Origin of the sequence: Candidatus Tisiphia endosymbiont of Dioctria linearis (assembly GCF_964026545.1) — a bacterium.
GTDB lineage: Bacteria > Pseudomonadota > Alphaproteobacteria > Rickettsiales > Rickettsiaceae > Tisiphia.
Window position 1 is genome coordinate 395,259 of record NZ_OZ032156.1, and the last position, 15,805, is coordinate 411,063.

The 15,805-nt window shown below is 33.7% G+C and carries 8 protein-coding genes and 1 tRNA gene; 7 read left to right on the forward strand and 2 right to left on the reverse strand.

Features of this window, described 5'->3' with window-relative positions:
• Positions 1-111 precede the first annotated feature (111 nt).
• Together AAGD42_RS01885 and AAGD42_RS01890 are read right to left on the reverse strand one after the other, a co-directional pair.
• Positions 112-4,839 (reverse strand): autotransporter outer membrane beta-barrel domain-containing protein, encoded by a 4,728-nt coding sequence (locus AAGD42_RS01885; protein WP_341760753.1) that lies wholly within the window; start codon positions 4,837-4,839, stop codon positions 112-114.
• 618 nt (positions 4,840-5,457) lie between these two features.
• The gene (locus AAGD42_RS01890) at positions 5,458-6,156 is read right to left on the reverse strand and encodes a M15 family metallopeptidase (protein ID WP_341753057.1); all 699 of its coding nucleotides are present in this window, start codon (positions 6,154-6,156) and stop codon (positions 5,458-5,460) included.
• Between the two features lie 255 nt (positions 6,157-6,411).
• On the opposite strand from AAGD42_RS01890, the gene AAGD42_RS01895 reads away from it, so the two are divergent.
• The 7 genes from AAGD42_RS01895 to AAGD42_RS01925 all read left to right on the forward strand — a co-directional run bounded on the left by AAGD42_RS01895 (position 6,412) and on the right by AAGD42_RS01925 (position 15,748).
• Positions 6,412-7,047 (forward strand): epoxyqueuosine reductase QueH, encoded by a 636-nt coding sequence (locus tag AAGD42_RS01895; protein WP_341753058.1) that lies wholly within the window; start codon positions 6,412-6,414, stop codon positions 7,045-7,047.
• A 516-nt stretch (positions 7,048-7,563) separates the two neighbouring features.
• Positions 7,564-8,505 (forward strand): TAXI family TRAP transporter solute-binding subunit, encoded by a 942-nt coding sequence (locus AAGD42_RS01900; protein WP_341753059.1) that lies wholly within the window; start codon positions 7,564-7,566, stop codon positions 8,503-8,505.
• A gap of 21 nt (positions 8,506-8,526) precedes the next feature.
• Entirely contained in the window at positions 8,527-8,955 is a 429-nt protein-coding gene (locus tag AAGD42_RS01905; protein ID WP_341753060.1) for a universal stress protein, read from the forward strand.
• A gap of 7 nt (positions 8,956-8,962) precedes the next feature.
• Positions 8,963-10,222 (forward strand): succinyl-diaminopimelate desuccinylase, encoded by a 1,260-nt coding sequence (dapE, locus tag AAGD42_RS01910; protein WP_341753061.1) that lies wholly within the window; start codon positions 8,963-8,965, stop codon positions 10,220-10,222.
• Between the two features lie 21 nt (positions 10,223-10,243).
• A tRNA-Leu gene (locus AAGD42_RS01915) sits at positions 10,244-10,328 on the forward strand.
• An 87-nt stretch (positions 10,329-10,415) separates the two neighbouring features.
• The gene (gene tig / locus AAGD42_RS01920) at positions 10,416-11,747 is read left to right on the forward strand and encodes a trigger factor (RefSeq protein ID WP_341753062.1); all 1,332 of its coding nucleotides are present in this window, start codon (positions 10,416-10,418) and stop codon (positions 11,745-11,747) included.
• 620 nt (positions 11,748-12,367) lie between these two features.
• Positions 12,368-15,748 carry an autotransporter domain-containing protein gene (locus AAGD42_RS01925; RefSeq protein ID WP_341753063.1) on the forward strand — a complete coding sequence of 1,127 codons (3,381 nt, stop codon included), beginning with the start codon at positions 12,368-12,370 and terminating at the stop codon, positions 15,746-15,748.
• Positions 15,749-15,805 lie beyond the last annotated feature (57 nt).

Consider the following 15,805-nt stretch of genomic DNA (forward strand, 5'->3'; position numbering starts at 1 on the left):
TGAACAGAGCCAATAATATACTCAAATCATTTGAGTATACAAACAAAAAGAGCTTCCTTTTGGAAAGGAAGCCCTTTTGTAGTAATAGATAAGTAAACTTAAATGATTAGTTTAGAAGTTTACACGAACTTTCAGAGTACCTTGGTGAGCAACATATTTATTAGCTAAATATGCATCATAACCAGCTCCATACTCCATAACTCCGGCTTTAGCACCAATAACTACACCAACATTATATGATGTTTTGCTACCTTTCTCAGTTCTAGTAACAAACGGATCAGTCATGCCATCTAATCTAGCATCAACTTTTCCTGATTTACCACTTAATTTGTGAGAAACAGAACCATGTAGTTCAGGAGTTATTGCAATACCATCAGTATCTATAGTAGTTGCAATTCTAGCCCCGATGACAGCTTCAACTATATTGGCTTCTTTCTTAGCAAAGATCTTATTTTGATGTGTTGTACCAGTTTCCTTATGCTCTGCATCATTAAATCTTGTATAACGAATTCCAGCAGTCGGGGTTAATGATACTGAGTCAGCTAGTTTAGCATTGTAACCAAATAATACTTCTCCGCCGAAAGACATAGAATCATAACTAGCTTTAGCAGTTTCCTTACCACTAGTATGAACCTTACTAGATACTTTTCTAACATCATTACTGTCAATTTTACTTGAACTAAAGGAAGCCACAGCTTGTACAAAAAAATCTTTATCAAGTTGTTGTGACCCATAAAGAGAGACCCCAAAAGTACCAATTTTGGCTTTTTCGTCTTTATAACCTTTAAATTTCATATCAGTCTTAGCGACATTAACAGCAGCACCGATTGTTAGATTCTCATTAAATAAAGTATCGAAACCCAAGACTCCACCAAAAGATTTTGATGTATAGCCAATAGAATTATCTTTTTTATCCTGATCCTGAGTAGCTTGGCTATAATGTGGCATAATCCATGCACCCATTGATGCATTACCATCATCAGACCCAGCAGCAACAGCCATTCTAGTATTTCTGTTCTGGACTATATTATCAATACTATTAGCAACACGACGAGCAACGTCAGCACATGCTGTGGTTACATGAGCATTTTCACTATTGAAAAGTCTATCCATGACATCCTTACGTACTTTCTTATCTAGTATAAGACTTACATCATCCGCAAATTTTGCTCCATCAGTACCACGTTTTGCAGTAAGAAGTGCCTCAACATTTTCATCATTGATAGAATTATGACCAAACTGATTCAAGTCACTTTTCATACCTTCGCGTTCATTGACCTTACGTGTAATCACTTGTTTGCCATCTTTACTTTCAATAACCCACTCAGTATATGCACGATTTGTGGTTGGCATTCCAGTGAGTGTGATTTTACCATCCTTCATAACTAAGTATTTATCACCATCTATGAGGGTAAATGTAGCATCACGATAATCCTGTAAAGAAGCATCATCAATAATGTGAATACCTATAGTCTGAACCTTTACTGGTAAATCAGCAGCAACAGTAACAGTATTACCAAGTCTAATAGAACCAAGTTTACCATTTGCAGTTAATGTAGTTGTAATACTAACATCTTTTCCCCAAGTTCCGCCTTCTTTTAAGAATAGCTCATTAGAACCTAAATCAATATTTGCATCGATATGTGAAACAGCATCAAGTGTAACATCACTAGCAGCAACTTTAATCTTTTCTTTACCAAAGTTAGCTGTTTTCGCACTTATAGAATCACAGCCCAAGGTTGCAGTACTGTTTTTGTCTCCATTAAATTTAATTTCATCAAATTTATTATCAGATTTACCAATATTACTAATAATTGTAGCATTACCTGTAAAGTTGATTTTGTTATTTGTTCCTACATTGATCAGAGTATCTTTTAAAATAACACCATCCTTAAAGCTAGCAGTAGCACCACCATCAGTACTACCAATATTTAATACATCACCGGCTACTGTTCCACTAGCTGTATAAGTCATACCATCATAAATCGTAGCTTTTTGAACATGTGTACTACCACGGTTTTCGACATTTGATTTAAAATTAGCCTCTTTTAAGCGGCTATTCTCAGAACCTAAATAATCGACCACTAAATTAGTACCACCAGCAACCTCAAAGTTAACAACACCTGAATTATTAGTTTTAGTACTTACAGCAATAAAGGCATCTTGGCTTTTAACATTTAAAGCATTATCTTTAGTAAGTTGTATATCAACATAATGAGCTTTCTCTCCAATATGCTGACCTGCAGTAATTTCATCATCTTTTGCGTTTATCAACTGAATTGTAGGCATTTCGGTAGCACTACTCTTAACATTTATTCCCGCAAGTTGCATATCTTCACCTAACTCTAAGATAGCTTTATCTTTAGTGGTGAAATTAATATTCTTGAATGATATACCGCTATTAACTAATTGAACATTACCACCATTCAGTTCTAAGCTCTCGATCGCATTACCAGCATTAGTAGCACGAGCAGAAGATTGAATTTGAGATGTTACTAATTTTACCTTATCCTTATTAGTAAATCTTAGTGTTCCAACACCAGCAGCGTCAGTACTAACAACTCTTTTAACATAATAGTCACTATCTATATTTAATACAGATCTGTTTGCCAAGAGTACATCTTCTTTAAGGTAAGCTACACCAGATGTAGTTGCCTCAACACCTTCCAATACTTGGATTTCTTTAAATTTACGCTCCTCTTTTCCTATATTACCTTTCAGAGTAGAATTTCCAGCAAAAATTAAAGTACCTTGATCAGCATTTTTAGTTGTTATAGAGCCAGCAACAATATCATTACTATGTAGAGTTAAAATATTATCTCCTGTAAAATGAATTTCCTTTAATATACCTTTATCAGCAGTGCTTGTATTATATAGCGAGATATTTTCACTAATTACAACTTTAGCACTCTCTGCGTTTCCCAAGGTTCCCAAGGCATACTTAACATCAGCAATATCCAACTTAACTGTCGAAGATTTGTTGCTAAAATCAATTCCACCAACATTAACAAAACCTGCACCAGGGAGAACAACAAATTGAAGATTCTGTCCAGCCAATACTATTTTATCTAAAGCCTTAGAGTTTTTTTGAGAAGGATCAGTTCCTATATCACCCACAATTATTAAATCATTGTTAGAGGTCATTTCACTTGCATTAATAGTACCACCACCAACTTCACTTATTCGAGCTGTAATGGTTACATTTTTAGATTTATTATTTAAGGCTAATGTTCCTCCACCAGTCTCAGTAAAGATATTAGCAGCATTAATCGTATCAGTATCTAATGTTACTGTTTTATCCTTATCAGTGATATTAATATTACCAAGGATTCCACCCTGACAAATAGTACCCTTAATTTCAGCATCACCTAAGAAAGTTAGATCTGTAGCAAAAGGATTAACAGTTTTATTAATATGACCACTCAATTCATAACCATCAGCAAATCTAAAATGTACACCAGCTGCCTTTGCTTTTATTTCCTCTACATCATTTCCCTTAGTTCCTGAAAATGTCAAAGTACCAGCATCAGATTCAATAACAGACAACCTAACTGCCTTACCATCAAATTTACCATCACCAGCAGCAAAATTTATCGTTCCTGCTCTGTCATTCTTACCTACGCGACCATAAAATTCTCCTGCAAGTGTTTTGTTAGCAGCAACATTGATTGTACTGGCGGTGTTATTGAAGTCTACTTCACCAAGATGAGTATCATCTTGAATAATTACTGTTGAGTCAACAATCATTTTTGTTTTTCCATCATCACCTACATAAACTTCACCACCCCCGAAAATGATGGTTCCACCGTTTAACTCAATTTCCTTACTATATACTTTCCCTGTAACGGATGCAGTATTAACAGCATTACCACCCATACCGGCTTGAACTATGAGTTTCTTAGCTCTATGCTCCTTATCTTGACCTATTACGGCTGTAGCAACCTTAGAAGAAAGCACACCAGCTGCAGCTGTAGTATCAAAACTAATTACACCATAATCGTCCGTAAGAGTACCAGCATTTTTACCACCAAGCGATCCATACTGAACTGTAAAATTCTGGGCACCAGGTGCTCCTTTAGAGGTAAGTAACAATGTACCTGTACCAGTAGTACCAAAGTTGATAGCACTATGCTCTCCTTGCTGAAGTTGTAATGTAGTAAGAGCAGTAGGATCAGTGGCAAATTGAAGAGTACTGCCATCGCTGATATTAATTGTGTTAGCTGAGGCAAAACTATTTGTGTTGAATTGTGTTATGAAAGCAAGGTTATTAATATTCAATGTTGCATTCTGACCATTAAGTATTGTAGCCTTAGCAAAAACGAGGTCATGAGCAACAGCAGGAGTAATATTTAAGATCGAACCAGCATTGAAATCAATTGGACCTAAGTTAGTATAAATGTTAGGAGCGATAGCACCAAGAGCAATCTGGGCAGCATCACCACCAGCAGCATTTAAAGTTAAAGATTGACCTGCAACAATATTTACCTCAAGAAGATTATTACCAGCAGAACCGATAGAACCAATAGTTGTAGCAGCATTAACGGTTAGCATACCAGGAGGATTAGCAGCAGCAGCAGCAGCAGTGTTAGTGTTAATTGAGAGAATTCTCCCCCCAGCAACGTTAGCATTAATAGTCCAATTACCACCATTATCATAGGTGATCCAATCTCCTGCAACCCAGTTGCCTGCAGTAATAGCAGCAGTCATATCTAGATTAGCTGTTAAATTCCTCTGAGCAGCAGCAAACGCTGAACTACTTGCACCAACTATCACCGAGGCAACAGAAGCAGTAGTCAGCAAATTTTTCAAGAAATTGCTTTTTTTTCTTTTGTTATTCATAATTTTTCCTAATTTAAGTTAATTTATTTTCTAAATCAGTTTCTTGGAGTAATTAACTCTAAAACCTTAATGTCCTTTCCGTGTTCTAATTATGTCCCTCCTACACGAAGTTCTGGTTATTTTCCCCTCATTTTATGTTATTCTTAGCAACAGCGGGAATATCAGTTTTTTTAGATTCCCATCGTTGCTAAGAATAATATCATTTTTGAGGGGATGATACCTTTTTGCAGAGACGACAGCCTTTTTACATGGATGACACTATCTATTCTACATAAAACCTTTTAGAATATCCACGCAAGTACTATATATGTAAAATTAATTAATTACAAGCTACTTGGAGTATTTTTTTACAAATTCCTATTAGTTGTGTTTAGTTGTGTTATATTTGAAACAATATTGATTTGGAGGGTTAAAAATTAACGTCATTACGACCCACCGTAGATGGCGTGGCAATCCATAAAAGAGTATCCATAAAGAGTGGATTGCTTCGTCGGCTTACGCCTCCTCGCAATGACGGCAGCAGGTAGATTGCCACAACCTACTTGCGTGGTCTCCCAATGACGGTGTGTTGCGAACTAAGCTTCTCGCAATGACGAAGTAACAGGTTAGCTACAAACATTATTCAACATCAAAATCAAAATACTGATCTTTATAAGGCTCGTCTTGTAAAGTATAATGCCACCATTCAGGAGAATATTCCTCAAAATTATGCTTTTTCATTTTTGCCCGTAAATAATTACGATTTTGTAAGTAGCGTTGATTAATTAGGTCACTATCATGACAAGATACCGAATCCATAAGGTCTACAGAACTACACATGTCAACCGTATTATCGTCAAAATAGGGTATGGAGCGACCATCTTTTATGGTTCTTTTGATCATTTTAGGGCTGGTATTTAATTGTTTTCCAAGTTCAATAATAGTCAGATCAACCGTACTTCCACGACTATGAGGTGATTGCTTAGCAACATAACCTAACAAAAAAATTTCAGTCTTATTAATGTATGGATAGTAAGATTCTTTCATTCTTTGATCAGCAGTATCCTCTCCCCAGACAACAAAATGTTGTACAGCTTTTTGGGGTCTATAAGCATCATAAACTACTAAAGAATAGTTATCATTTTTTATATCTTGCTGAACATTTTTTAGGGCAATCGCGGCTTGTTTAGTTAGTATAGCTCTAGGAGCTTTATAGCCCCTGATCCGTTCTCCTATAAAATTCCTAGTACTATAATACATCATTTGTTGAATTATAGTTGGATCTATTTGATCCAGATACTCAAAGCCTTCAGGCAAATTAGTTGTTTTATTCAACATCTATCTCTCAATTAGACTAATATTCAATATTAGTGACAAAATTATTGTTAATAAAAAATAATAATTTATTATGCATTTTTCTACAAAACAATGCAATATCTTTTACGTCATTGCGGGAGTCGTGACGGGTTTTAAACTCAAGCGTCATTGCGAGGAGCCGCTTTAGCGGCGACGAAGCAATCTAAATCTAATGAATTTGGATTAGCTATATCGTATGTTATTTTAAAATTTTATAAAGAAAATTAGTAACTAATTATGAATGAAATCCTATCAGTACCGAATGGTGAAAATAAAGTTCTATTACATTCCTGTTGCGCTCCATGTTCAGGAGAACTTATGGAGAAAATGTTGATGTCTGGTATTGACTTAACTATTTTTTTCTACAATCCCAATATTCATCCTAAAAAAGAGTATGAAATTCGTAAGAATGAAAATATTCGTTTTGCTGAAAAAATGGGTATCAATTTTATTGATGCAGATTACGACGTACAAAATTGGTTTGCAAGAAGCAAAGGTATGGAATGGGAGCCAGAAAGAGGCAAACGTTGTTCTATGTGCTTTGATATGCGTTTTGAACGTACAGCCCTTTATGCCTATGAAAATAATTTTAAAGTTATCACCAGTTCTCTTGGTATTTCTCGCTGGAAAGACATGAACCAAATTAATGAATCAGGCATTAAAGCTGCCTCTCATTACGATGGAATAACTTACTGGACCTATAATTGGCGAAAATCAGGGGGGAGTAGTAGAATGTATGAAATAGCTAAACGTGAGAATTTTTATAAGCAAGAATATTGTGGCTGTATCTACTCACTAAGGGACAGCAATAATTGGCGTAAGTCAAACAACCGGGCTGAAATTGAAATTGGAGAAGAATATTATAAGGAATAGGAGTTTTTTATACGAACTACCTAAATTTAAGGTTTTACCAAGAAATTAATGTAAATTTGGTTTTCCGTTTTTATAATTTACTGATATACTTACTTAAGTGGCTATTAAAAAAGATACGATAATGAATTTTGTAAGAGAAGCTATATACATTAGAATAGAACGAAGAATCTGTTAACGTGTTAAAAGAATCAAGTAAAGGTCTAAATATAAATACATATTCATCTTATGAAGAAATGTATAAAAAACTGAACTTGATATGATTATATAGAGTGATATAGTCAATTAACCTGAATTAGTACCGAATAAGTACACATCGTGCTGTCATTGCGAGGAAGACCGTAGGTCAACGAAGCAATCCATAAAAGCAATAAAAAATGGATTGCCTCGACCACTACGCGGTCTCGCAATGACGTTGAGACATTGCTGTCATTGCTAATAGGGTAAAGAAGATTATTTTTTTAATTATTTATCTTAAAAAGTATTAGTGGTCAATTAGTTATAGTGTATATTATATTTATGAACAATTTTAGAGTTTTATTGGTAGTTTTTTGTCTGTTTTGTACTAATAATTGTGTCTTAGCTTCGCAAAAAACAATAAGAATTGGTTCTGGTTCGATTTTGAAAGGTTATTACTCTATCGGATTGGATTTGTGTAGAACCATTACTTTAGCTGATAAAACTGTAAATTGTGAAGTAGTACCTACCAATGGAGGTGTTGAAAATTTAACTTTGTTAAGAGAAGGTAAGATAGATTTAGCTTTGGTGCAATCCAATATAGCATTGGAAGCGTTTGAAGCTGTTGGGCATTATGCCAATACAGAGAAAATGCAAGAAATGCGTCAGGTGCTTAATTTATATGACGAGCTTTTTACTGTTTTGGTAAAAGGACAGGATAAGGATAAGATAAAAGGCTTTTCAGATATTGAAGGGAAGAGAATATCAAATGGTTTGTCATTGTCTAGTAATACCATTACTTACAATGCTATCAGGAAGTTATATAATTTTACCAAAGAGCCAATAGATTGCGATGAAATGAGTTACGAAGAGTCAATAAAACAATTTTGTAATGGTAAAATTGATGTGATGATTATGACGGTAGGTCATCCTAATGCTTTAGTAGGATTTACGGCTAATAGTTGCGGGATTGATTTTATACCTATGGAAAATGATAAAATTGAACAATTACTAGCCACTAATAAAGCTTTTCATAAGGGATTGCTGGATAAAAGATTATATCCTGGAATCACTGCAGATTTGAATACAGTGGCAGTAACGGCAATTTTAGTTACTAATAGCAGTATGGATGCTAAATTATTGGATAAATTTATTGGTATGTTTCATAAAAATGTAAAACATTTTAAACATTCTAATTATATGTTATATAATATCGATATTAATCATTTTGCTGATACTAATAACTTTATTTTGCCAAAACATTCAGCAGTAAGAAATAGATAAATATCGGAGTAGTTGTTAATTGTGTTTAAAAATATAATAATACCATTAGATTTGTCGGATAAACAATCGGTTAAGGCGATATTACCCAAAGCTTTAAGTTTTGCTACTATCTTTAATGCCAAATTACATTTTCTTTATATCATCTCGGATTTTGGTATGAAAATGGTCGAGGATTATTTGCCTAAAAGCTGGGCAAAAGATCAAAAAGAAAAATATCGGGTACAAGTAACAGAACTAATTAGACAATATGTGCCTGAGGAGATCGAAGTTGAATTACATATTGGTCGAGGGGCGGTCTATGATGAAATAATACAATACGCTAATGAAGTAAAAGCTGATTTAATTATTATTTCAGCAGTACGACCACAGCTTAGAGATTATATGTTAGGACCCAATGCGTCGAAAATTGTGCGGCATTCTGGGGTGTCTGTTTTGGTTGTCCGAGAATAGTTGGAATATGTATATACAACTTCTTGAAAAATTGATTAGTTTTCAATCAATAACCCCTAAGAGTAACGGTTGTATTGAATATATTGGTAATTTATTAGAAAAAAATGGTTTTAAGACTGAAACCAAAATATTTGGTGAAGATAATTATAAAGTAACCAACCTTTATGCTGTTTATGGTACTGCTCGTCCTAATATTTGTTTTGCTGGACATGTTGATGTTGTGCCAGCAGGTGATAGAGCATTATGGCTTAATGATCCTTTTATAGCAAGTAAGGTGGGTGAGAAGATTTATGGTAGGGGAACTGTTGATATGAAGGGAGCGATAGCATGTTTTTTGGCTGCTAGCTTGCAGTTCATTGAATGTGTTAAAGTTCCTAATGGTTCAATTAGTTTTCTAATTACTAGTGATGAGGAAGGAAGTGGCAAATATGGCACTGTAGAAATGCTAAAATATTTGCATCGAGATATAGTCAATTCAGGAGAATTTGGGGCTAGGAGCGATGGAGCGACGCCTATAAGTAATAGGCGAGCGACAAGTGACAACGTCCCCAACTTCTCATCAATTGACTATGATAATAATTTGATCGATCTTGCTATTGTAGGCGAACCAACAAATGAACATCAAGTAGGGGATACCGTAAAAATTGGTCGACGTGGAAGTATTAACTTTAACTTAGCTCTATATGGTACAGCTGGGCATGTGGCATATCCATTACAAGCCAATAATCCGATTCATCCTTTAGTTCAAATACTTAATGAGTTGGTTAATTATCGATTAGATGAAGGGAGTAAATTTTTTCAACAGTCAAATTTAGAAATTACTTCTATTGATGTAGGCAATGATATAAGTAATGTAATAGCAGGGAAAGTTACAACAAAGTTTAATGTTCGTTTTAATGATCTTCATTCGTCATCTAGCATAACAGATTTGATAGAGCAGATAGTTACCAAATATTGTGCTAAATACCAATTTAAATATGAATTAAGTAGTGTATCTTCAGCTAATTATTTTATCCAAGAACCAACAGGGTTAATTGCTGATTTTGTTCAAGTAGTATCTGATACAACTCAAATATCTACAAAATTATCTACTAGTGGTGGTACTTCTGATGCGAGGTTTATCCAAAATTATTGTCCTGTTGTGGAATTTGGCTTATTATCTGAGACAGCTCATAAAATTAATGAATATACAAAAGTTAGCGATTTACAAAACTTGTATCATGTGTATTATGACTGTCTGACAAAATTTTTAGCTGAGACTAGTTGATAAATAGTCAAGATACACTATGCGGGTGTGACGGAATTGGCAGACGTACTAGATTTAGGTTCTAGCGCCGCAAGGCGTGGGGGTTCAAGTCCCTCCATCCGCACCACTAAATTAATAACGCAAAAATTGGAGTGATTTTGCAGCCCTTCAAGTCTTTGCATGATATTTTAATATTGCTAATGAGTTTTTTAGTATGCAAGTCACAGAACTTAAAAATGAAGATCTAAATTTTGAAGTGAAAGTAGTCCTTCCTTCTTCTAAAATTGCCAATAAAGTGCAAAAAGAATTAGATAATCTATCAAAAAAAGTTAAACTCAATGGATTCCGTGCTGGGAAAGTACCAATCAACATTGTTAATCAAAAATATAAGCAATCTGTTAGATCTGATGTGGTAAGCCATGAAATTAATCACGCAGTACAGCATATTATAAAAGATCATAAACTAAAAACAGTAGGTAATCCTCAATTAGAAGATTTATGTGATAAAGATAATGAAGATCTAGAATTTACTCTAAAATTTGAGCTACTACCTGATGTTGAATTACCAGATTTTAAAAAAATTAAAGTTATTTATCCAAAATTAGTAATTGAGGAAGAGGATATTAATAAGCAAATAGATAAACTTGCATCTATGTCAAAAAATTATACTAAAGAAAATAAAGGGAAAGTAGAAAAATGGCAGGAAGTTACTATTGATGCGATTGGTTATGTCAATAATGAGCCTTTTGAAGGTGGTAAAGTTACAGATTACAAATTAGTAATTGGTAGTGGAGCTTTTATTGATGGGTTTGAAGATCAGCTTATTGGTAGTAAAGCTGGAGATGAGGTAGAGGTTAATGTTACATTCCCAAAAGAATATCATATGGAACAAATCGCAGGTCAGCCTGCTAAATTTATTGTTCAGGTAAAGGCGGTACATTATGCCGATGAAATAGTCGTTGATGATGAGTTTGCTAAGAAATTTAATTGTAAGACAGTTGAAGAATTGCGTACTAATATTTCTAAAAGTATAGCAGATGAATATAGGGAGCATATACATACTTTAATGAAAATGAGATTATTTGATCAATTAGAAGAGATATTAACGTTTAATGTTCCCAAATCTTTAATAGCTCAGGAAGTAGATACTTTAAAATCTCAAACGGAGAAAAGTAACGACTCAGATTCAATATTTAAAGATAAATCAGAAGCAGAAATTAATGAGTACTATAATAAGCTAGCCTTACGTCGTGTTAGAGTAGGTCTGATGTTATCCGAATATATGCAAGTTAAGAATTTACGTATTGAACAGGATGATATTAAAAATGCTGTTATATCTCAAGCAAGGAGATTTCCAGGTCAAGAAAAAGCAATATTAAAATTCTATCAAGAAAACCCTCGATCTATTGAGCACTTAAAAGGTCCATTATTAGAAGAAAAAACAGTGCAACATATTTTTGACAATGAAGTAATCTTAGAAGAAAAAGATTACACAAGAGAAAAGCTGGAGGAATTTTTAACACAAGAAGAAGATCGGGTGGTATAGCTCATAGCACCCTACAATTTTTATTGTATAAGTATTAAACAGCATAAAAACGTCATTGCGAGAAGGCGTGAGCCAAGAAGCAATCCATTCCTGGTTCATTTTTTGAATTGCTTCGTCGACCTTACGGTCTCCTCGCAATGACGCTTGGTGACCAGATTTTTTATTCATCATAAGAAAATAGTAAAAAATGTAGGGTACTATCCTCGAATCCTCACGTACATTAGATTACTCTGTGGTTCAAGGTGAAGCTTCTCCTTAAAATGGCTTGCAAAATCATCAATTATGTATAAAATCTCAGTGAGGTAAGACATGATACATTCTCCAATTTTACTGTTATCATTTAGAGAATATTATCGTCCCTCACAGTTTCTTTTCAAATACTTTCTTATCGTCCTTATGTCAAACTGCGGTTATATTATTTAGTATTTTTCCTTACTTTCCTTGTTTCTCGTATTTCTATTAATGATATGATTTTAATCTATAATTATGATTTTTACAACATACAACAACTTAATTTCCTAATAATAAAACTATAATTGCACTTTTTGCTTTGCATTGCTGTGACAACTACGTTAATATTAATTAATTTTTAACAAATAGATTAATTGGTAGGTAATAGAATGGTTATATTTAGCATGTTACAAAATTATTTTGTTAATAAATATTTAGTAAAAAAGTATCTAGTTTTTGTTTTTTTATTTTTCTTATTGCAAAAATTTGACGTATCTGATGTCTTGGCGGTAGGATTTAATGAAGAAATAGGACAATTCTCTCACCCACTCCCAATTACTTATATACAACACCTCAAGAATGAAAAAAAAGCAATATGGAGTACTATTGGTAAAGTCAGTGATGAATTAACAAAATTAGAACAAAAATCTTCCCAAAAAATAAAATTATTGAATGATCGCGAAAATTTGAAAGAAGAAATTAATTCACTAGAAATAGAGTACTCAGCATTACTTGATCGGCAAGACAAATATAAATTAGAAAAACAGAAGAGCGAAGAAATGCTCTTAACTTTACCGCAACCAGAGATCAAATATCTTTCCCTATATAGTAAAGAAATAGCACCAAAGTCTATTGATGAATTTACCAAGAATATGGAAACAATATGGACTATTATTAATGATGCTCATGATAAATTGATAGCACTAGACACAACAAATCTAACAATAATAAAACCACTTGAGAATGGAAATAAGTTTACGGAAATGCTTGATTTTCTAGAAGACTCTTCTGTAGAGTTACTTACTCTTAAGCAAAGATGTACTAGTGAAGAAATAGCACAAGAACTCTCCGATACACTTAAAGAAAAAAAAGAGAATCTTTCTGTTCAACTTCAAGAAATGCAAGCGGATTTTTTTGATAAATTTGAAAAAGAAAGGGAAATTTTTTCTGTTAAACTTAAAGTAGCAAACGAACAGTTGAAAAATTTACAGGAAAATATAAGTGACATACAAGAACAAATACCATTGCTTGAACAGAAAGTTGGTGAACACAATCAACTATTAATTTCTATTGATAAAAAAGAAAATAAAATTGCTGAATTAAAAGAAACAAGAAATGACCTTGAAGCTAAGTTACGTGTTCTAGATGATAAGATTAGCTCACTACTCTTAGCTCAATCAGAAAGGAGAAATATACCTAATGAATTTGAAGAGTTTGCATCGGTAGAGAATGATAAACAGGTGAAACCTAATAAAGCTGTGCAACAGTTGAAAGATGAAGGATATGCTTCTTTGGATAATTTAGCAATAAGAGATACTCCATCACCTACAATCACAGAATCTAATCAAACTGCTCCACAACAAATATCTAGAAAAAGAAAAAGGGTAGATTCTGAAGATGAGTCATTAGATGATATACCTCCTATAACAAGAAATTCGTTATCATTGAGAGATGAGTTAGAGGCCGCTGAAAAGGGCATTGCTGGACATGATAATGCAGCTATTGCTCTAATAACAGAAACATCTCCAGTAATGGAGAGAGCTACAGATATGCCCCCAGTAACAAAGATGGCTACAGTAACACTAACCTCTCCAATAGCACAAAAGGCTACAGTAATGGCAACTCCAGTAATACATATAGCTCCAATAATCGAGGAAGTTTCAGTAATGGAAATTGCTACAACAACAGATATGCCTCCAGCAGCAAAGATGGCTACAGTAACACTAACCTCTCCAGTAACACAAAAGGCTACAGTAATGGCAACTCCAGTAATACATATGGCTCCAATAACTGAGGAAGCTCCAGTAATGGAGATTGCTACAATAACAGATATTCCCCCCATAACAGAGCCGGATACAGCTACAGTAACAGTAACCTCTCCAGTAACACAAAAGGCTACAGTAATGGCAGATCCAGTAATACATATGGCTCCAATAACTGAGGAAGCTCCAGTAATGGAGATTGCTACAATAACAGATACGCCTCCAGTAACAAAGACGGCTACAGTAGATGCCCATCCTACCCTAGTATCTGAACACACAAATACCGTAAATACACAATCTGCAGATACACAAACAGTAGCTACACAAACAGATATAGTAGATGAACAACAAACCTCAGTAGCTATACAAACAGATGTAGCAGCTGAGAAACCTGTGCATGCAGTAATTCAACAAGCTGCAGTATCTGTACACGATAATGCAGATGTTGATCCATATGAAATATTTGAAGACAGTCTGGGGTTAGAAACATTGTTTGCAGAAGAGGAGCCAATAGCAGCTGAACCTACGGCTCCAGTAGATGACCCTCCATCTTCAGTAGTTAAACAACCAGACCAAGCAGACGAACAACCAACTTTAGTAGCTAAACAAGCCAATTCAGAAACCGAGCAAATCAATTTAGAATCTGAACAACCAGATTCAAGCACTAAACAAACCAATTCAGAATCCGAACAACCAGATTCAAGCACTGAGCAAACCAATTTAAAATCTGAACAATCAGATTCAGTAGCAATTCCATCTTCTCAAACATTAGCTGAAGAAAATAGTTATATTTCACCTATTAACCCTGATGTTGAGCAAGATATATCGAAATATACTACATATATAGAATTTGACTATTTGGATACGATTTCTAATGCTTTAACTAACCATACATTAACAGATAATTCTACGGTAAATGTGGTAGCGTCAGGAGATAATGATTATATTAAAAAAGGAGGATGGATTCAATTTATCAGCTCTATTACCAAACAACAGCAACAAGGAAATATTTTAGCCTTTAAAAATAATCAGCAAGGTTTTATTTTAGGTTTTGATGCACGCCCCCTGGATAGTTTTATTATAGGAATCGCATATGCTCTTGCAAATTCGTATACTAAATTGCAAACCATCTTTAATGATAAGCAAAATACTATTTTACATGTAGCAGCAATTTATACCCAACATACATTATCACCAAATATATATCTGAATTCTTATCTAAAATATGGTAAAGCCTTTATTAAAAACAAAGGAGAACGGAATAATATTGCAATTAATAGTGAGACTAACGGTTATGTAACACGTGCAAAACTTGAAACTTACTATAAAATGAATTTAGATAAATTTCTGTTCAAACCAATAGTAGGAATAATATTTGATCATTTTTTAATAAACAATTTTACAGAATATAGGAAAGAGTTTAACATTAATGTACCAACTAAGAAAGGCAAAAGAATATTACTTGAAACTGGAATAAGTTTAAGTAAAAATATTTTGGTAGAAAATATTTCAATTATTCCTGAAATTCACGTCAAATTAGACAATACTCTTTTACTAAATAATCCAACAGGCATAATTACTTTTACTAACACATCACATCAAGCCCCAATAGTAGTTCCCATCATAAAACCTGTAGGATCATCTGCAAAGAATGTGAAATATACTTTAGGAGGTTATGTAAACGTACAATCTGTCTTACCATTTAAACTAGGTGCTGGTTATGATTATAGTTTTAAAAAAGACCTTATTACCCACTCTTTCTATTTTAATGGACTAATTAAATTTTAATTAATATCTAGATATTAAATTATCGGTTTGCAAAGAAAATTAAAGTCACTTTAATGT